Annotated in this window: 17 protein-coding genes; 13 read left to right on the top strand and 4 right to left on the bottom strand. The window is 66.2% G+C overall.

From position 1 onward, the window contains the following. The first annotated feature begins 119 nt into the window (after positions 1–119). Positions 120–1862 carry an acyl-CoA dehydrogenase family protein gene (locus AC5Y49_RS13265; protein ID WP_499887652.1) on the top strand — a complete coding sequence of 581 codons (1743 nt, stop codon included), beginning with the start codon at positions 120–122 and terminating at the stop codon, positions 1860–1862. On the opposite strand, the gene AC5Y49_RS13260 is transcribed toward AC5Y49_RS13265, so the two are convergent. Beyond that, positions 1859–2524, bottom strand: a complete 666-nt coding sequence (locus AC5Y49_RS13260) for a hypothetical protein (protein WP_499887651.1) — start codon at positions 2522–2524, stop codon at positions 1859–1861. The two genes, AC5Y49_RS13265 and AC5Y49_RS13260, sit on opposite strands and share 4 nt — an antisense overlap. A 299-nt stretch (positions 2525–2823) precedes the next feature. On the opposite strand from AC5Y49_RS13260, the gene dnaK reads away from it, so the two are divergent. Genes dnaK through AC5Y49_RS13240 form a run of 4 tightly spaced genes read left to right on the top strand, consistent with a single transcriptional unit; the run spans position 2824 to position 6921 of the window. Further along, complete coding sequence (gene dnaK, locus AC5Y49_RS13255; protein WP_499887649.1) at positions 2824–4683, top strand: molecular chaperone DnaK; 1860 nt, start codon at positions 2824–2826, stop codon at positions 4681–4683. Next, the gene (gene grpE / locus AC5Y49_RS13250; protein WP_499887647.1) at positions 4680–5324 is read left to right on the top strand and encodes a nucleotide exchange factor GrpE; all 645 of its coding nucleotides are present in this window, start codon (positions 4680–4682) and stop codon (positions 5322–5324) included. Before dnaK ends, grpE begins: the two co-directional genes overlap by 4 nt. Positions 5325–5365: 41 nt before the next feature. Further along, the gene (dnaJ, locus tag AC5Y49_RS13245; protein ID WP_499887645.1) at positions 5366–6544 is read left to right on the top strand and encodes a molecular chaperone DnaJ; all 1179 of its coding nucleotides are present in this window, start codon (positions 5366–5368) and stop codon (positions 6542–6544) included. Continuing rightward, entirely contained in the window at positions 6544–6921 is a 378-nt protein-coding gene (locus AC5Y49_RS13240) for a heat shock protein transcriptional repressor HspR (RefSeq protein ID WP_499887643.1), read from the top strand. The genes dnaJ and AC5Y49_RS13240 overlap by 1 nt, the downstream gene beginning before the upstream one ends. A gap of 71 nt (positions 6922–6992) precedes the next feature. Here AC5Y49_RS13240 and AC5Y49_RS13235 read toward each other — a convergent pair whose 3' ends face one another. The 3 genes from AC5Y49_RS13235 to AC5Y49_RS13225 form a co-directional block, all read right to left on the bottom strand. Then, entirely contained in the window at positions 6993–7883 is an 891-nt protein-coding gene (locus tag AC5Y49_RS13235) for an aldose 1-epimerase (RefSeq protein ID WP_499887641.1), read from the bottom strand. 63 nt (positions 7884–7946) lie between these two features. Then, entirely contained in the window at positions 7947–9119 is a 1173-nt protein-coding gene (locus tag AC5Y49_RS13230; protein WP_499887639.1) for an FAD-binding oxidoreductase, read from the bottom strand. Positions 9120–9177: 58 nt separating this feature from the next. Continuing rightward, positions 9178–9849: a GAP family protein gene (locus AC5Y49_RS13225; RefSeq protein WP_499887637.1), complete on the bottom strand. Its 672-nt coding sequence runs from the start codon at positions 9847–9849 to the stop codon at positions 9178–9180. A 116-nt stretch (positions 9850–9965) separates the two neighbouring features. Between AC5Y49_RS13225 and clpB the strand changes: the two genes are divergently transcribed. The 8 genes from clpB (at position 9966) to AC5Y49_RS13185 (ending at position 18900) form a co-directional block, all read left to right on the top strand. Beyond that, a complete protein-coding gene (clpB, locus tag AC5Y49_RS13220; protein WP_499887635.1) occupies positions 9966–12512 on the top strand; it encodes an ATP-dependent chaperone ClpB in 2547 nt (848 codons plus the stop codon). 134 nt (positions 12513–12646) lie between these two features. Next, positions 12647–13459 carry a trehalose monomycolate transport factor TtfA gene (gene ttfA, locus AC5Y49_RS13215; RefSeq protein WP_499887633.1) on the top strand — a complete coding sequence of 271 codons (813 nt, stop codon included), beginning with the start codon at positions 12647–12649 and terminating at the stop codon, positions 13457–13459. 24 nt (positions 13460–13483) lie between these two features. After that, complete coding sequence (locus tag AC5Y49_RS13210; protein WP_499887631.1) at positions 13484–14260, top strand: SDR family NAD(P)-dependent oxidoreductase; 777 nt, start codon at positions 13484–13486, stop codon at positions 14258–14260. After that, entirely contained in the window at positions 14247–14795 is a 549-nt protein-coding gene (pyrE, locus tag AC5Y49_RS13205; protein ID WP_499887629.1) for an orotate phosphoribosyltransferase, read from the top strand. Before AC5Y49_RS13210 ends, pyrE begins: the two co-directional genes overlap by 14 nt. A 27-nt stretch (positions 14796–14822) precedes the next feature. After that, complete coding sequence (locus AC5Y49_RS13200) at positions 14823–15713, top strand: hypothetical protein (RefSeq protein ID WP_499887627.1); 891 nt, start codon at positions 14823–14825, stop codon at positions 15711–15713. Continuing rightward, a complete protein-coding gene (locus tag AC5Y49_RS13195; RefSeq protein ID WP_499887625.1) occupies positions 15710–16354 on the top strand; it encodes a TrmH family RNA methyltransferase in 645 nt (214 codons plus the stop codon). Before AC5Y49_RS13200 ends, AC5Y49_RS13195 begins: the two co-directional genes overlap by 4 nt. 26 nt (positions 16355–16380) lie before the next feature. Then, positions 16381–17496, top strand: coding sequence for a glycoside hydrolase family 76 protein (locus AC5Y49_RS13190; protein WP_499887623.1), 1116 nt, complete (start codon positions 16381–16383; stop codon positions 17494–17496). A 51-nt stretch (positions 17497–17547) separates the two neighbouring features. Continuing rightward, on the top strand, positions 17548–18900 hold the full coding sequence (locus AC5Y49_RS13185) for a 3-oxoacid CoA-transferase (RefSeq protein WP_499887622.1): 1353 nt from the start codon (positions 17548–17550) through the stop codon (positions 18898–18900). Positions 18901–18902 lie beyond the last annotated feature (2 nt).

Here is an 18902-nt window from a genome sequence, read left to right as displayed (position 1 = left end):
GGCACCCGGGCAACGGGCTGGGGGAAAGGGTATCCGACTGCCCTGCCTGGATGGTCCGGCATTCGCTGAGCTGCAGTTTTCGATCTTCTCGGCGCTACCGACTGCTAGATTCAAACGCCATGGCGAACTCCCGCGGACTGTTGTTCAACCCGAACGCCTACGACCCGCGCCAGTTCGACCCCGAGACGCGGCGTCAACTCCGGGCCCTGATCGACTGGTTCGAAGGGCGCGGCAAGCGGAAGCTCCTACAGGACGATCTGGACGCCGCATGGGTCTCGGACTTCCTGGACTTCATCAAGCGAGAGCGAATCTTCGCCACCTTCCTCACGCCGTCGGAGTATGGCGGTGGTGACCCGCACAAGCGGTGGGACACCTCGCGCAATGCGGCGCTCAGCGAGATCTTCGGGTTCTACGGGCTGGCGTACTGGTACGCGGAGCAGGTCACGATCCTGGGCCTCGGGCCGATCTGGCAGAGCGACAACATCAAGGCCAAGGAGCGCGCGGCGGAGCAACTCGAGGCGGGCGGCGTGATGGCATTCGCGCTCTCCGAGCGCGAGCACGGCGCGGACATCTACAACACCGACATGGTTCTGGCACCCGCGAGCGACGATGGCGACGAGGGAGTTGTCTTCCGCGCCTCGGGGGAGAAGTACTACATCGGCAACGGCAACGTGGCCGGTATGGTGTCGGTGTTCTCGCGCCGCGCCGACGTCGATGGCGCCGACGGCTACGTGTGGTTCGTCGCAGACAGCACTCACGAGAATTACGAACTCATCGGCAACGTCGTGCACGGCCAGATGTATGTCAGCAACTTCCGGCTCAACGACTACCCGGTGCACGAGGAGGACATCCTGTGCACCGGACCCGACGCGTTCTCGGTCGCACTCAACACCGTCAATGTCGGCAAGTTCAACCTGTGCAGCGGCTCAATCGGCATGTGCGAGCACGCCTTCTACGAGGCGATCACGCATGCCAACAACCGCATCCTCTACGGCAACCCGGTCACCGACTTCCCGCATGTGCGCGCCGGCTTCGTGGAGGCCTACGCGAGATTGGTCGCGATGAAGCTGTTCAGCGACCGCGCGATCGACTACTTTCGCAGCGCCAGCCGCGACGACCGGCGATACCTACTGTTTAATCCGGTCACCAAGTCCAAGGTGACGTCGGAGGGCGAGACAGTTGTCACCCTGCTGTGGGATATCCTGGCCGCCAAGGGCTTTGAGAAGAACACCTACTTCTGCCAGGTCGCGCGGCTGATCGGCGCGTTGCCGCGGCTCGAAGGCACGGTGCACGTCAATGTGGCGCAGATCCTGAAGTTCATGCCCAACTACATGTTCAACCCGACCGACTATCCAGAGATCGGCACCCGCAACGACCCGGCCGATGACGTGTTCTTCTGGGCGCAAGGTCCGGCCCGGGGCGCGTCCAAGGTGCAATTCGCCGATTGGGCCCCCAGCTACGAAAAATTCCAGGATGTACCGAATGTCGCGCGCTTCTATGAGCAGGCCGGTGCGCTGAAAGAATTGCTGGTCACGGCTGCACCGGCCCCGGACCAGATGCGCGACCTCGACTTTCTCCTCGTCGTCGGTCACCTGTTCACCCTTGTTGTCTACGGGCAGCTGATTCTTGAACAGGCCGAGCTGATCGGGCTAGATCATGACCTGGTGGACCAGATCTTCGACGTCCAGATCCGCGATTTTTCCGCGCATGGCGTCGCGTTGCATGGCAAACCGAGTTCCACTTCGGCACAACAGGAATGGGCGCTATCGGCGGTGCGCAGGCCGGTCGTGGACGCCGACCGCTTTGACCGGGTTTGGGAGCAGGTCAAGGCTTACGACGGCGCCTACGTGATGCGGCCCTAAGACGTGCCGCCGTGGGGCGGCGGCGGGTATCCGCCGGGCGGTGGTGGCTGCTGGGGATAACCGCCTTGCGGCCCCGAGGCGCGCTGCTGCAGACCGGACAGACCACGCTGCGCCGACGCCATCCCGCCGGTTTTGATGAACTGCAGCACCACACCGGCGTTGATGACCAACGCGATCACGAGCTCGACCCATAGGCCCCATCCCCGCGAGAACGGGTTTGGGCCACCGATATTCGGGTTCGGTACATCGATAAGCGCGACGAGGAAGAAGATGTCGGCGACCACGGCCAGGCCCGCGGCAATCATCTCCAGCGGAATCTTCGGTGGAACGATCTTGAGCGCCCTGACGACGAACACGACCGCGACGAGCAGAAAGATCAGCACGCTCCATACGCCGCTGGCCCGACTCCAGGCATTGCTGCTGAGCGTTCGGATGTCTTCGTCGAGGAGCCCGACGTCGACCGTGGCCTTGTACCAGGCGAAGAAACTGAAGATGAAGTAGGACAGGGCGCCGAGGATGGCCATCAGACCGCCGGGCACTATCGTGCGCAGGTCGAAGCTGGTCCCGGAGCCGCCGGGCGGCGGGTAGTAGCCACCTTGACCGGCGGGGTTGGATTCCGACGGGGGGTTGTTAGCCGGGTTGAATCCTTCGGGTGTGGACATCGGCTCACTCCTGTCGTCGCAACATGCCGCACAGCGGCGGTGAGCCTCGCTGATCTTACGCGCCATCAGCGCCGATGTACCTGATTAGACGCATAACGGCGGTCGGCCGCGGTCTGCCGACAAGCCGCGTTGGCCCGCCGGGAACAAACCCCCGGGTCACACCGTTGAGACAATCGACAACCTGAGCGCACCAGACTCAACCTTTGGCTTGACAGCACCGCCGCAGCGGAGGCAGTCTTGAGCGAGGTTCACTCAGCGTAGTGCAACTGACAAGGCTCGATTATCAGGGAGGATTCACTATGGCTCGTGCGGTCGGTATCGACCTCGGGACCACCAACTCCGTCGTCGCAGTTCTGGAGGGCGGTGACCCCGTCGTCGTCGCCAACTCCGAGGGCTCCCGGACCACACCATCGGTCGTTGCGTTCGCCCGCAACGGCGAGGTCTTGGTCGGTCAGCCCGCCAAGAACCAGGCAGTGACCAATGTCGACCGCACCATCCGGTCGGTCAAGCGGCATATGGGCACGGACTGGTCGATTGAGATCGACGACAAGAAATACACCGCGCAGGAGATCAGCGCCCGGGTTCTGATGAAGCTGAAGCGCGACGCCGAGGCCTACCTCGGTGAGGACATCACCGACGCGGTGATCACCACACCCGCCTACTTCAACGACGCTCAGCGGCAGGCCACCAAAGAGGCCGGCCAGATCGCCGGGCTGAACGTGCTGCGGATCGTCAACGAGCCGACCGCGGCCGCGCTGGCCTACGGGCTGGACAAAGGCGAGAAGGAACAGCGGATTCTGGTGTTCGACCTGGGCGGCGGCACCTTCGACGTTTCGCTGCTCGAGATCGGCGAGGGCGTCGTGGAGGTCCGCGCGACTTCCGGTGACAATCACCTCGGCGGCGACGACTGGGACGACCGGATCGTCGAATGGCTGGTCGACAAGTTCAAGGGCAGCAGCGGCATTGACCTGACCAAGGACAAGATGGCCATGCAGCGGCTGCGGGAAGCGGCCGAGAAGGCCAAGATCGAGTTGTCGTCGTCTGGCAGCACCTCGATCAACCTGCCCTACATCACCGTCGACGCCGACAAGAACCCGTTGTTCCTCGACGAGCAGCTGACCCGTGCGGAGTTCCAGAAGATCACCCAAGATCTGCTGGACCGCGCCCGTAACCCATTCCAGTCGGTGATCAAGGACGCTGGCATCGCGGTGTCCGAGATCGACCACGTGGTACTGGTGGGTGGCTCCACCCGGATGCCCGCGGTGTCGGAACTGGTCAAGGAGATGACCGGCGGCAAGGAGCCCAACAAGGGCGTCAACCCCGACGAGGTGGTCGCGGTGGGTGCTGCGCTGCAGGCCGGTGTGCTCAAGGGCGAAGTGAAAGACGTTCTGCTGCTTGACGTCACACCACTGAGTCTCGGTATCGAGACCAAGGGCGGCGTGATGACCAAGCTGATCGAGCGCAACACCACGATTCCGACCAAGCGGTCGGAGACCTTCACCACCGCCGACGACAACCAGCCGTCGGTGCAGATCCAGGTCTACCAGGGTGAGCGCGAAATCGCTTCGCACAACAAGCTGCTCGGCTCCTTCGAGTTGACCGGTATTCCGCCGGCACCGCGCGGTGTTCCGCAGATCGAGGTCACCTTCGACATCGACGCCAACGGCATCGTGCACGTCACCGCCAAGGACAAGGGCACCGGCAAAGAGAACACGATCAAAATCCAGGAGGGCTCCGGCCTGTCCAAGGAGGAGATCGACCGGATGATCAAGGACGCCGAAGCGCACGCCGATGAGGACCGCAAGCGTCGCGAGGAGGCCGACGTCCGCAACCAAGCCGAATCGCTGGTCTACCAGACCGAGAAGTTCGTCAAGGACCAGCGCGAGGCCGAGGGTGGATCCAAGGTCCCCGAGGACACCCTGACCAAGGTCGACGCGGCGATTGGCGAGGCGAAGAAGGCGCTGGAAGGCACCGACATCGCGGAGATCAAGGCCGCGATGGAGAAGCTGGGCCAGGAGTCTCAAGCGCTGGGCCAGGCGATCTACGAGGCCACCCAAGCCGAGCAGGCTGCCGGCGGCGGCGGCGCTGAGGCCGGACCGAGCGGAGCCGATGACGTCGTCGACGCGGAGGTGGTCGATGATGACCGGGAGGCCAAGTGACCGAAGGCAACCCACACGAACCGGTAACCGTCACCGACAAGCGGCGGGTTGATCCCGAGACCGGCGAGGTACGACACGTGGCTTCCGGTGCGGCCCCAAGCGGGCCGCCACCGGAGGCCGCCGGGTCCGAAGGGCCGGCGGATGCCGACAAGGTCGCCGAGTTGACCGCCGATCTGCAGCGGGCGCACGCCGACTTCGCCAACTACCGCAAGCGGGCGCTGCGCGACCAGCAGGCGGCGGCGGACCGCGCCAAGGCAGGAGTGGTCAGTCAATTGCTGGGCGTGCTCGACGATCTCGACCGGGCACGCAGCCACGGTGATCTGGAGTCAGGTCCGCTGAAGGCGGTCGCCGACAAGCTGACCAGCACGCTGACCGGGCTTGGCCTGGCGGCGTTCGGCGCCGAGGGCGACGACTTCGACCCGGAGCTGCACGAGGCGGTCCAGCACGAAGGCGACGGGGGCGAAGGCTCGAGGCCGGTGATCGGCAACGTCATGCGGCAGGGCTACAAACTCGGTGACCAGATTTTGCGGCACGCCATGGTCGGCGTCGTCGACACCGTCCCGGAAGACGGCGCCGACACAGCCGATAACGACGCCAATAACGCCGAGCAGACCGCAGAATCAGAACCAACGGAGAATTAACGACGAGACAAATGCAGAAAGGTGAGAGGGGGTGACGCGCAATGGCCCAACGGGAGTGGGTCGAAAAGGACTTCTACAAGGAGTTAGGCGTCTCCCCTGACGCCAGCCAAGACGAAATCAAGCGGGTGGCCCGCAAGCTGCTCGCCGAGAACCATCCCGACCGCAACCCTGGCAACAAGGCGGCCGAAGACCGCTACAAGGCGGTGTCGGAGGCCAAGGAAGTCCTGACGGATCAGGCCAAGCGCAAGGAGTACGACGAAACCCGCCGCCTGTTCGCGGGCGGCGGGTTCGGTCGCCGGTTCAACGGCGGCGACTTCGGCGGCGGCTTCAACGTGGGCGGCGACGGCGCCGAGTTCAACCTGAACGATTTGTTCGACGCCGCCGGCCGCAGCGGCGGCACCAATATCGGTGACCTGTTCGGCGGCTTGTTCGGCCGGGGCGGAGCCCCACGTCCGAGCCGGCCACGGCGTGGCAACGATTTGGAGACCGAAGCTGAGCTGAGCTTCCTGGAGGCCACCAAGGGCGTGGCGATGCCGTTGCGGCTCACCAGCCCTGCGCCGTGCACGAATTGCCATGGCAGCGGCGCGCGCCCGGGAACCAGCCCCAAGGTCTGCGCCACGTGTAACGGCTCCGGGGTGATCAGCCGCAACCAGGGCGCGTTCGGCTTCTCCGAACCCTGCACCGATTGCCGCGGCAGCGGGTCGATCATCGAGCACCCCTGCGACGAGTGCAAGGGCACCGGTGTCACCACCCGCACCCGCACCATCAACGTGCGGATCCCGCCGGGTGTCGAGGACGGACAACGGATCCGGCTGGCCGGCCAAGGCGAGGCCGGGCTGCGGGGCGCCCCGTCAGGTGACCTGTACGTGACCGTGCATGTGCGGCCGGACAATGTCTTCGGCCGCGACGGCGATGACCTGACCGTGACGATTCCAGTCAGCTTCTCCGAATTGGCATTGGGCACCACGCTTTCGGTGCCGACGCTGGACGGGCGGGTCGGTGTTCGGGTGCCCAAGGGCACCGCCGACGGCCGCATTTTGCGGGTACGTGGGCGCGGTGTGCCCAAGCGCGCCGGCGGTAGCGGCGACCTGCTGGTCACCGTCAAAGTCGCTGTCCCGCCGAACCTCGAAGGTGCCGCCCAGGATGCGTTAGAGGCCTACGCGGCCGCCGAGCGGTCCAGCGGCTTCGACCCGCGGGCCGGATGGGCAGGTAACCGCTGATGGCTAAGAAAGAAGACGCCCGCACGTTTCTGATCTCGGTGGCCGCCGAGCTGGCCGGCATGCATGCGCAGACCCTGCGCACCTACGACCGGCTGGGACTGGTCAGTCCGCAGCGCAGTTCCGGTGGCGGACGGCGGTATTCGCAGCACGACGTCGAACTGCTCCGCGAGGTGCAGCGGCTCTCCCAAGATGAAGGCGTCAACCTGGCCGGCATCAAACGGATTATCGAGCTGACCAATCAAGTCGAGGCGCTGCAATCGCGGCTCCGCGAGATGGCCGCTGAAATCGAGGCATTGCGGGCCACTCAACGGCGTGATGTCGCCGTCGTGCCCAAGAGCACCGCGGTGGTGGTCTGGCAACCCCGCCGGCCGCGCTGACTTCTATGCCGCCAAACAGAAGCCAGGGCTGTAATTTTCGCTGTTCTACGACCCTGGCTTCTGTTTCGCGATTAGATCCGAATCGAGAACTGGGCGATGGCCGAGTCGCCCGGCTGCGCCGCCCGGTAGCCGCCACGTCGTAACGCGTCAGTCGGGGCGGCCATCGGCTCGAAGCACACCACGTCCTCGCCGGGCGGAGCGAAGATCTGCGCCGCGGGATAGCCCAGCTCGAAGTGCACTTCGATGCGTCGGCCGCCACCGGAGACCGCGAACGCCGCGTCGTCGGCGACCTGGTCGTAGCCGTCATCGAAAGTCTTGTCGCCCAGAGCTTCTCTGCCTGCCGGCTGCGGCGACGACTCACCGGTGGGCAGACCGCGTTCGTCGAGGCTCAGGTGCCGCAGCGGCGGAGTCTCGATGATCCACTCGCTGCGCGCCACGCCCGGCAACTGGAGATACGGATGAAAGCCGAAACACAGCGGCACGGCGGCGTTCCCGGTCGGTGTGATCGCCGTTCGCAGCGTCAGCGTCCGCTGCGAGAGTCGAATCGTCAACGCCAGCAGATGCGGGAACGGGAAGCTGGACAGCAACTCAGGATCCGCGCTGAAATCGACCTCGGCGGTCAGTTCACTCTCGGATTCGGCCACCACCCGCCAGCGTGGATACGCCGCCAGCACACCGTGGATCGGCAAACCGTGCGGGTCGGGCCGCACACCATTGCTGCCCGGTGTCAAGGTAACCGTCTCGCCCTCTGTGCTATAGGTGTTGCCCCCCAACCGATTTGCCCACGGGTAGAGCATCGGGATGCCCATCGTCTTACCGTCGGCGACGTAGGCGTCCAGCCCGCGGCGCTGGCCGAGCAGTTGCACACCGGAGTCTGTGAGTGAGACGCCGATCATCCCGGCGTCCGGCACGAACTGGGCCTGCACGGCTGACGACGGGTCACGCAGCGTGACGATGTGCACGTCGGCCAGCCTAGGCGGCGATCGCAACCGCGGCGAAGCCGGGCGCAGCGGGTCGACGCGGACCTAGCTGTGCAGCGGGTCGTGTTGGATGTGCTCGAGCGGCGCTCCTTTGGTGATCAGCGCCGCCTTGGTGGCGCGCACCATGTCCGGTCCACCACAAATCAGGATCTGGCGATCGCCCCAGCCGCCGTATCGGGTCACCACGTCGGGCAGTCGGCCCGTTTGCCGCACATGCAGCCCGCGCGGCGGCGTCACGTCGGGGTAGTCGGCGGCCCAAGCCGGGTCACCGGCGTAGTCCGACACCGGGGACACCGACAGCCACGGGTTGTGCGCCGCGATCTGCCACAGCGTGGGCAGGTCGTAGAGCTCGCAGGGGTAGCGGCCGCCGAAAAACAGGTGCACCCGCGGATTCTGCCCAAAGCGGGCGAGGTCCATAACGATCGACCGCAGCGGCGCCAGGCCAGTGCTGCCGGCCACCATCAGCACGTCGCCGCCGTCGCGGTCGACGTGCATCCCACCGTGCGGACTGGACAGCCGCCACCGGTCACCAGGCCGGGTTTCGCCGACGATGGCGGTACTGACCAGGCCGCCGGTAACCGCCCGGACATGGAATTCGATGGCGCCACTGTCATCCGACGGGATAGCCGGCGTCAGGTAACGCCACCGCCGCGGGCATTGCGGGACCGCAACATTGACGTACTGGCCGGGGTGATAGGGCAGCGGCCGGTTCAACTGCAACCGCACCACCGCCAGATCGCGCGACACCCGCAGGTGTTCGATCACGGTGCCGTCCCACCAGGCGGGGCCCTCATCGGCGTCGGCGGCACCGCTCATCACCCCGGTAATCAGGTTCAGTGACTGCCGGGCGGCCTCGTCGACGGCATCGGTCCAGACGTGGCTCAGCCTGTCGCGCAGCGTCGCATACAACGCGCGGTGCAACGTCTCGTAGTGCTTGGGGATGACGCCGTATTTGCGGTGATCGCGGCCCAGCTGAGCCAAAAACGCCACCGGCGACTGAGCGCGCTGCGCGACCAGTTCGCCGTACACCCAATGCAGCGCGTGGGCGAACGCGGCCCGTTGTCCGGCCATGTCCGGCGGGAACAAATCGCGCAGTGCCACGTCGAGGGAAAACCAGCGGGCATAGAACTGGCCGATTAGCCCGTCGGCGTCGGATGGGGCCTCGCCGTCGAACGCGGCGTGCAACACCCGCAGCGCATCTCGGTCGTCTAGGCCCACGGCCGACGATTTTAGGCCTGTTTAGGCACGTGGTCGCCGCAGCGAACAAGGCTTCGGCCTAGAGGGCGTGAATTCCCTTGTAGAGCACCAGCAAACCGATCAGAACCAGGATCACCGCGAGCATCGCAACGTTGTGGCGCTCCATCCAATCCTTGAGTCGGCCCAGCGGCTCATGGAGGCGCTCACCGGCAGCGGCGTAGGCCAGGATCGGAATGGCGACCGACGACGCGGCGACCGCGACGAAAAACACCGCCGAGATCCATGCGCGGGTGGCGCCCAGGCCGGCGCTGCCGATCGCCAGACCGGCCGCGGCGCAGATCAGCAGCACCTCGAGCCGGACCACTGCCAGCACCGCCCCCGTCACTCCGGCCCTGATCGGCGTGAGCGTGGTGAGCGACTGCATCCATCGCGGCGTCTCCGTGTGGCGGTGGCGGCTCAGCCACCGGTAGATGCCGAAGAGGATCAGCGCTGAACCGAGGACAATTCGCAACCACGACGCCCACGCCGGTGGCGACTTCTGCAGGCCGCCGAGCAACCCGGAGATCGCGACGAACAGAGCCGTCAGCCCAGCCAGGACCACCAACCAACCGCCGAGAAACGCGAGCCCGGTCGCCCGCGGTCGCGGAGCGTGCAATACCAGCACGGCGGGAATGATCGACAGCGGCGAAAGGCTGATCACCAGCGCGAGGGAAAGAAGTCCGGTCAGCGCCGAACCCCAGCTGCCTGTCACGCCAGCACGGTAGCCGGCCGCTCAGTATCCCGATAGACTTGAGCGGAACAGACTCAACCTTGACGGCGTTGAACAACGCGACAAGCATTTTTTACTAGACCCCGAACGGAGGTGTCGTGGACTCTTTCAACCCGACAACCAAGGCACAAGCGGCGCTGACATCGGCGTTACAAGCGGCTTCCGCCGCCGGTAATCCCGAGATCCGGCCCGCTCATCTGCTGTTGGCGCTGCTGACGCAGAACGACGGGATCGCCGCGCCGCTGCTGGAGGCTGTCGGCGTCGAGCCCGCCACCATCCGCGCCGAAGCCCAGCGTCTACTTGACCGGCTGCCGCAAATCAGCGGCGCCAGCTCGCAGCCGCAGCTGTCGCGCGAATCGCTGGCGGCGATCACCACCGCCCAGCAGCTGGCCACCGAGCTCGACGACGAGTACGTCTCCACCGAGCACCTGATGGTCGGGCTGGCCACCGGCGACTCCGAGGTCGCCAAACTGCTGACCGGTCACGGCGCCTCCCCGCAAGCATTGCGCGAGGCATTCGTCAAGGTCCGCGGCAGCGCCCGGGTCACCAGCCCCGACCCGGAGGCCACCTACCAGGCGCTGGAGAAGTACTCCACCGACCTGACCGCGCGCGCCCGCGAAGGCAAACTCGACCCGGTCATCGGCCGCGACAACGAGATTCGCCGCGTCGTGCAGGTGCTGAGCCGTCGCACCAAGAACAACCCGGTGCTCATCGGTGAACCCGGCGTCGGCAAAACCGCGATCGTCGAGGGCCTGGCCCAACGCATCGTCGCCGGCGACGTGCCGGAGAGCCTGCGCGACAAGACCGTCGTCTCGCTGGACCTGGGTTCGATGGTGGCCGGCGCCAAATACCGCGGCGAGTTCGAGGAACGGCTCAAGGCCGTGCTCGACGACATCAAGAACTCCGCCGGACAGATCATCACCTTTATCGACGAGTTGCACACCATCGTCGGCGCGGGCGCCACCGGCGAATCGGCGATGGACGCCGGCAACATGATCAAGCCGATGTTGGCCCGCGGCGAGCTGCGGCTGGTCGGCGCCACCACGCTCGACGAATACCGCAAGCACATCGAGAAGGACGCCGCCCTGGAACGCCGCTTCCAGCAGGTCTTCGTCGGTGAACCGTCGGTGGAAGACACCGTCGGGATCCTGCGCGGCTTGAAGGACCGCTACGAGGTGCACCACGGGGTGCGCATCACCGACTCGGCGCTGGTCGCCGCGGCCACGTTGAGTGACCGCTACATCACCGCGCGGTTTTTGCCGGACAAGGCCATTGACCTGGTCGACGAGGCCGCGTCGCGGCTGCGAATGGAGATCGACTCGCGGCCCGTTGAAATCGACGAGGTCGAACGGCTGGTCCGCCGCCTCGAGATCGAGGAAATGGCGCTGGCCAAAGAGGAAGACGAGGCGTCGCGCGAACGGTTGGAGAAGCTGCGCGCCGAACTGGCCGACCACAAAGAAAAGTTGGCCGAGCTCACCACCCGCTGGCACAACGAGAAGAACGCCATCGACGTCGTCCGCGAGCTCAAGGAGCAACTGGACACGCTGCGCGGCGAATCCGACCGCGCCGAACGCGACGGCGACCTGGCCAAGGCCGCCGAGCTGCGCTACGGCCGCATCCCCGAGGTCGAGAAGAAGCTCGACGCGGCGCTGCCGTCCGCGCAGGCCCGCGAGGACGTCATGCTCAAGGAGGAGGTCGGGCCCGACGACATCGCCGACGTGGTGAGCGCGTGGACCGGCATCCCGGCCGGGCGGCTGCTCGAAGGCGAGACCGCCAAGCTGCTGCGGATGGAAGACGAGTTGGGCAAGCGCGTCGTCGGCCAGAAGAAGCCGGTGCAGGCGGTGTCCGACGCGGTCCGGCGCTCACGCGCCGGCGTCGCCGACCCCAACCGGCCGACCGGGGCATTCTTGTTCCTCGGCCCCACCGGTGTCGGCAAGACCGAGCTCGCCAAGGCGCTGGCCGACTTCATGTTCGACGACGAGCGGGCAATGGTCCGCATCGACATGAGCGAGTACGGCGAGAAGCACTCGGTGGCCCGCCTGGTTGGAGCGCCGCCCGGCTACGTCGGCTACGACCAGGGCGGTCAGCTGACCGAGGCGGTCCGCCGGCGGCCCTACACGGTGGTGCTCTTCGACGAGGTGGAAAAGGCCCACCCGGACGTGTTCGACGTGCTGCTGCAGGTCCTCGACGAGGGCCGGCTCACCGACGGGCAGGGCCGTACCGTCGACTTCCGCAACACGATCCTGATCCTGACGTCCAACCTCGGGTCGGGCGGCAGCGAGGAGCAGGTGATGGCCGCGGTGCGGGCGACGTTCAAGCCGGAATTCATCAACCGGCTCGACGACGTGCTGATCTTCGAAGGCCTCAACCCCGAAGAGTTGGTGCACATCGTCGACATCCAGCTCGAGCAGCTGAGCAAGCGGCTGGCGCAGCGGCGGCTACAGCTGGAAGTGTCGCTGCAGGCCAAGAAGTGGCTCTCGCAGCGCGGGTTCGACCCGGTCTACGGGGCGCGTCCGCTGCGGCGGCTGATACAGCAGGCCATCGGCGACCAGCTGGCCAAGATGCTGCTGGCCGGCGAGGTGCACGACGGCGATACGGTGCCGGTCAACGTCAGCCCCGACGGCGAGGCCCTCATTCTCGGATGAGCTCGAACGTCGACTTGTTGTGGACATTTCTCGGAAATCGCCCAACAAGTCGACGTTGGGCACCCGGGGGTGTGATGGGGTTGTGACCTGCAAGCATTCGTGATTCTCCACGAAAAGCAAGTAGGCTACGTGCGATGGTCCCGCTTTGGTTCACGCTCTCCGCGCTGTGCTTCGTCGGCGCGGTGGTGCTGCTTTACGTCGACATCGATCGACGCCGCGGGCGGGGCCGGCGCCGCAAATCCTGGGCGCGGTCGCACGGGTTCGACTACGAACCGGAATCCACCGGCATCCTTCAGCGCTGGAAGCGCGGCGTGATGTCGACCGTCGGCGACATCCCGGCCCGCAACGTGGTGCTGGGCCAGATCCGCGGCGAAGCGGTGTTCATCTTCGACCTCGAGGAAGTCGCCACGGTGATCGCGCTGCACCGCAAGGTGGGCACCAACGTCGTGGTCGACGTCCGGCTCAAAGGTCTGAAAGAGCCGCGGGAGAACGACATTTGGCTGCTTGGTGCGATCGGGCCGCGGATGGTGTACTCCACCAACCTGGACGCGGCCCGGCGCGCATGCGACCGCCGGATGGTCACCTTCGCCCACACCGCACCGGACTGCGCCGAGATCATGTGGAACGAGGAGAACTGGACACTGGTCAGCATGCCGATCGCCAGCACCCGCGCCCAGTGGGACGAGGGTCTGCGCACCGTGCGCCAGTTCAACGACTTGCTGCGGGTGTTGCCGCCGGTGCCCAAGCAGGCCGCGCTGACCCAGTCGGCCGGCCGCCGTAATGCCGCGCCGAGTCGCCCGCTGGCCCCGACCGCCCGGGCGGAGGCGGCACCGAAGCGCGCCGAAGCCTCCGGGCGATCCGAGCCGGCGCGGCGGGCACCTGACGAGGCCGTCCGTCGCCCGCCGCCACCCAGCAACGGCTACCAGGCCACGCATTATCAGCGTTGATACCTGACAGCTACGCTGTCGGTCATGCCGTCGCCCGTCGCCCTGATCACCGGGCCCACCTCGGGGATCGGCGCAGGCTTCGCCCGTCGCTTCGCCGCCGACGGCCACGACCTGGTACTGGTTGCCCGCGATGCTGACCGACTGGAGCAACTGGCCGCCGAACTGCGCGACGAAGGCGGCCGCGCGGTCGAGGTACTCCCGGCCGACCTGGCCGACGCTGCTGATCGCGGCAAGGTCGCCGAGCGGCTCGCAGCCGGCGTCGAAGTACTGGTCAACAACGCCGGCTTCGGTACCTCCGGCGAATTCTGGACCGCCGATCCCGCGCTGCTACAAGCCCAGCTGGATGTCAATGTGACCGCGGTGATGCAGCTGACCCGTGCCGCGCTGCCGGCCATGGTCGACGCGGGTTCGGGCACCGTCATCAATGTCGCCAGCGTCGCCGGACTGGTGTCGGGTCGCGGGTCGACATACTCGGCGTCCAAAGCCTGGGTGGTGTCGTTCACCGAAGGGCTGGCCGGTGGGCTGAAGGGCACCGGGGTGGGCATACATGCGGTGTGTCCGGGCTTCGTACACACCGAATTTCACAGCCGCGCGGGCATCGACATGGCCTCGATGCCGTCGTTCATGTGGCTCGAGGTCGACGACGTGATCCGGGAAAGCTTGGCCGATATCGCGCGCGGCAAGGTGATCAGCGTTCCGGGGTTGCAATACAAGGCGCTCACCACGGCGGGGCGGATGGCGCCGCGGAGCCTGGTCCGCGGCTTTACCAATGTGATCGGTCGGGGCCGTGGCCGCACCTGAGCCCGCCGACCGCGACGAGTTGGCCGACCTGGTGCGCCGACTGTCGGTGGTGCGCGGCCGCGTCACCTTGTCGTCGGGCAAGCAAGCCGACTACTACGTCGATCTGCGCCGGGCCACCTTGCATCACCGCGCCGCCGCGCTGATCGGCCGGTTGATGCGCGAACTCACCCAAGACTGGCAGTACTCGGCCGTTGGCGGTCTGACGTTGGGCGCCGATCCCGTCGCCGCTGCCGTCATGCATGCCCCGGGACGCGCGATCGACGCGTTCGTCGTGCGTAAGTCGGTGAAAGCCCATGGCATGCAACGTCTTATCGAAGGACCCGATATTTCCGGCCAGCAGGTGCTGGTGGTGGAGGACACCAGTACCACCGGCGCTTCGGCGCTGACTGCGGTACGGGCGGTGCGCGACGCCGGCGCCGACGTGGTGGGCGTGGCGACGGTGGTGGATCGTGCGACCGGCGCGGCCGAAGCGATTCAAGCCGAAGGCCTGCCCTACCGCAGCGTGCTGAATCTCGCGGATCTAGGACTGCGTTAATTGTCGCGCGGCGACCCGCTTCGCACCGTGCGGGCTCTGATCGCAATAGTGGCGACGCTGGCACTGGTGTCGGGCTGTTCGGGTGCAGCACACGATGATCGGGTTTACGGCGCGCAGTCCGTTCTGCTGGGCGAATCGCTGGCAGTGTTGGGCTGGAACGTCGCAATGTCCAATCTGCGTTGGAATGCCGACTACGTTCTGGTCGACATCGACGCCGCTCCGACCGACCCGGCTGCAGCGCACGCGAAGCCCGAGGACTTCCGGTTCGGGTTCTACGGCGCGCTGGCCCACCCGATGGAGGCCACCGGCATCGGCAGCTGCGGAGGTGTGAAAAATGTTGTTGTGCAACATCTTTCCGCACCCACGCCGGACCGGCTGACCGGCACGGTGTGTCTGGGCCCGCTGAAGGACCGCAGCGCGGTGCGCGGGGTGTACATGTATTCGCCGCGGGACCGCATCGCCGGCACCGCGGCCGCGTATCCGGCGACGTTCCCGGTGGGCATGCTGCCGACCAAGGAGAACGACATCGGCATGGTGGTCAAGACCACCAGCGTGTCGGCCTGGCGCGCCGACGGCACCCAGTTGACTCAAGAGTCGCTGGGCGACCCGGCCGTGTTCAGCGGCAACGGCTATATGCTGCTGGGCCTGGTCGCTGACACTGTTGCGGCGCGCTACCGCGAGGAGTCGGCTGCCCGCGATGGGCCGATGATGCTGCTGGCCACCCCAACCCTGCCCCCGCCGGGGCTCAACGCCGCCTGCTCGGCGTACGGGTCGTCGGTGTTGCTGTTGCCCGAGGCGTCGCTGGACGCTGTACACGTCGACGCGTCGCTGTGCACCCAGGGCGAGATCAACCAGGCGCTGCTTTACGCGACTGTCGCGGTGGTCGGCACCCACGCCGCGGTGTGGACCACACAATGACCGAGCCCGGTCCGACTGAGTGGGGCGTACCCAGTGCGGGGGTGGGCCCGTGGGTGGGAGATTTTCCGGACGATCCGCGGTATGACCCGGCACTGCTGCGTGACGGTGACACCCGCAATGTCGTCGACGCCTACCGCTACTGGACGCGGGAGGCGATCATCGCCGACATCGACCAGCGCAGGCATCCGCTGCACATCGCGATCGAGAACTTCGGCCACGACGCCAACATCGGAGGGGTGGTGCGCGCCGCCAACGCGTTCGCGGTGGACACCGTGCATATCGTGGGCCGCCGCCGGTGGAATCGCCGCGGCGCCATGGTGACCGACCGCTACCAGCGGCTGTCCCATCACGACCACATCGCCGACCTGCTGGATTTCGCTGCCGGCGCCGGGCTGACCGTGGTGGCCGTCGACAACGTCCCCGGGGCCGCCCGGCTGGAACAGACGCCACTGCCACGCAATTGCCTGCTGGTCTTCGGCCAGGAGGGGCCCGGCATCAGCGACGACGCCCGCGCGGGCGCGGCGCTGACCGTCTCGATCGCTCAGTTCGGTTCGACGCGCAGCATCAACGTCGCGGTGGCCGCCGGGATCGCCATGCACGCCTGGATCACCCAACACGGAGACGTCGCGAAAGCCTGGTAAGGGCAATCAACTTAGGATCAGTGCATATGGATCAGCTATGGGCCAACCGGGCGGCCAGCGCCGAAGCGGCGGTGACCGCCCGGCACCTCAGACGACTGTGGGCGCTGCCGGGCACCCAGTTGGGCGTGGTGGCCTGGCCGCCGCTGCGACGTGACCGGTTGTTCGGACACTGGCATTACTGGTGGCAGGCGCACCTGCTGGACTGTCTGGTCGACGCCCAACTACGCGACCCAACACCGGAGCGTCACAAAGAGATCAAACGCCAGATCCGCTCACATCGGCTGCGCAACGTCGGGCGATGGGTCAACGACTACTACGACGACATGGCCTGGCTGGCGCTGGCGCTCGAGCGGGCGTCCCGGTTTGTCGGCGTCGACCGGCATCGCGCCCTTGACACACTGACCGACCAGTTCGTCAAAGCCTGGGTGCCCGAGGATGGCGGCGGCATCCCCTGGCGCAAACAGGACCAGTTCTTCAACGCCCCGGGCAATGGTCCGGCCGGAATCTTTCTGGCCCGCTACGGCGACCGGCTCAAGCGCGCGCAACAGATGGCCGACTGGATCAACAACACGCTGATCGACCCGAAGACGCATCTGGTGTTCGACGGCATCAAAGCCGGTTCGCTGGTCCGCGCCCAGTACACCTACTGCCAGGGCGTGGTGCTGGGGCTGGAGACCGAATTGGCCGCGCGCACCGGCGATCCGCGACACGCGCCGCGGGTGCACCGGCTGGTCGACGCGGTCAAGGAGCACATGGCGCCGGCGGGGGTGCTCAAGGGCGAAGGCGGTGGCGACGGGGGACTGTTCGGCGGAGTCACCGCCCGCTACTTGGCGCTGGTCGCGACCACGTTGCCGGGGGAGTCGGTCGAAGACGCCGCGGCCCGCGACACCGCTCGCGAGTTGGTGCTGGACTCCGCGCAGTCGGCCTGGGACTACCGGCAGTCGGTGCAGGGGCTGCCGCTGTTCGGACCGTTCTGGGATCGCACCGCCGACCTGCCGTCGACGGGCGGCAAAGAGGCCGAGTTCGTCGAGGGCGCCGTGACCGGCTCCGAGGTCGCCGAGCGTGATCTGTCGGTGCAACTGTCCGGCTGGATGCTGATGGAGGCCGCCCATGCAGTCAGTGCAGTAGAGAGGAATACCTGATGACTCGCGCGACGACGATGCAGAGCGAAGCGATGAGGAGGAGTGGCGCAAATGACTAAAGTCCATCCCGACGCGGAGACCGCATTGGACGGCCTGCTGAAGGACGGGATCACCGTCGCGGCAGGCGGTTTCGGCCTGTGTGGCATTCCGGAAAACCTGATCCAGGCTCTGGTGGACAGCGGTGTCAAGGACCTCACGATCGTCGGAAACAACGCCGGTGTGGACGATTTCGGTATGGGCCTGCTCCTCAAGGCGAGGCAGGTGAAAAAGGTGATCGCCTCCTACGTCGGCGAGAACAAGGAGTTCGAACGCCAGGTTCTGTCAGGCGAACTCGACCTCGCCCTCACTCCGCAGGGGACGCTGGCGGAGAAGTTGCGCGCCGGCGGAGCAGGCATTCCGGGCTTCTACACCCGCACCGCCTACGGCACCAATCTCGCCGAGGGCAAAGACACCAGGGTCTTCGACGGCACCGAATATGTTCTGGAAGAGGGCATTCGCGCCGATGTGGCCATCGTCAAGGCGTGGAAGGGCGACACTGCCGGTAATCTCGTTTATCGCAAGACCGCGCGCAACTTCAATCCGATGATCGCCACCTGTGGCACGGTTACGGTCGCCGAGGTGGAGGAGCTCGTCGAAGTCGGTGACTTGGATCCCGATCAGATTCACACTCCCGGCATCTATGTCGACCGGATCATCGAAGGGCCCAGCTACGAGAAGCGCATCGAATTCCGTACGGTGGCAAGCGGTTCCGCTCTCAAGCACGACAGTCCGATTCGCGAGCGGATGGCAACGCGGGCCGCCATGGAACTGCGCGACGGCTACTACGTCAACCTGGGCATCGGGATTCCCACACTAGTGGCCAATTTCATTCCGTCGGGCATCAGCGTGACGCTGCAGTCGGAAAACGGCCTACTGGGTATCGGCTCCTACCCGACCGAAGATGCGATAGACCCCGATCTCATCAACGCCGGCAAGCAGACCATCACCACGCTTGCCGGTTCGAGTTTTTTCAGCAGCGCCGATTCCTTCGCGATGATCCGCGGCGGCCACATCGACCTGTCCATCCTGGGCGGATTAGAGGTCGCAGAGAACGGCGACCTGGCCAACTGGATGGTGCCGGGCAAAATGGTCAAAGGGCCGGGCGGCGCCATGGATCTGGTGTCGGGCGTAAAGCGGGTGATCGTCGTGATGGATCACACCGCCAAAGACGGCAGCCCGAAGATCCTCAAGCAATGCACGCTGCCGATCACCGGCAAGGCCGTCGTGGACATGATCATCACCGACCTGTGCGTCTTCGACGTCGAACCCGACCGGGGGCTGACCCTCACAGAACTGCATCCCGGAGTGACGGTCGAGGACGTGCGCGCCAAGACCGGCTGCGATTTCACCGTCGCGCTGGACTAGCG

The sequence above is a fragment of the Mycobacterium sp. NGS62 genome (genome assembly GCF_059812285.1).
This window is presented reverse-complemented; position numbering and strand designations above follow the sequence as displayed.

Excerpts from the sequence above, each read along its gene's own strand:
- AC5Y49_RS13265 (WP_499887652.1), top strand. The coding sequence starts at position 120 with ATGGCGAACTCCCGCGGACTGTTGTTCAACCCGAACGCCTACGACCCG.
- dnaK (WP_499887649.1), top strand. The coding sequence starts at position 2,824 with ATGGCTCGTGCGGTCGGTATCGACCTCGGGACCACCAACTCCGTCGTC.
- AC5Y49_RS13210 (WP_499887631.1), top strand. The coding sequence starts at position 13,484 with ATGCCGTCGCCCGTCGCCCTGATCACCGGGCCCACCTCGGGGATCGGC.
- AC5Y49_RS13240 (WP_499887643.1), top strand. The coding sequence starts at position 6,544 with ATGGCTAAGAAAGAAGACGCCCGCACGTTTCTGATCTCGGTGGCCGCC.
- AC5Y49_RS13190 (WP_499887623.1), top strand. The coding sequence starts at position 16,381 with ATGGATCAGCTATGGGCCAACCGGGCGGCCAGCGCCGAAGCGGCGGTG.
- dnaJ (WP_499887645.1), top strand. The coding sequence starts at position 5,366 with ATGGCCCAACGGGAGTGGGTCGAAAAGGACTTCTACAAGGAGTTAGGC.
- AC5Y49_RS13185 (WP_499887622.1), top strand. The coding sequence starts at position 17,548 with ATGACTAAAGTCCATCCCGACGCGGAGACCGCATTGGACGGCCTGCTG.
- ttfA (WP_499887633.1), top strand. The coding sequence starts at position 12,647 with ATGGTCCCGCTTTGGTTCACGCTCTCCGCGCTGTGCTTCGTCGGCGCG.
- AC5Y49_RS13260 (WP_499887651.1), bottom strand. The coding sequence starts at position 2,524 with ATGTCCACACCCGAAGGATTCAACCCGGCTAACAACCCCCCGTCGGAA.
- AC5Y49_RS13195 (WP_499887625.1), top strand. The coding sequence starts at position 15,710 with ATGACCGAGCCCGGTCCGACTGAGTGGGGCGTACCCAGTGCGGGGGTG.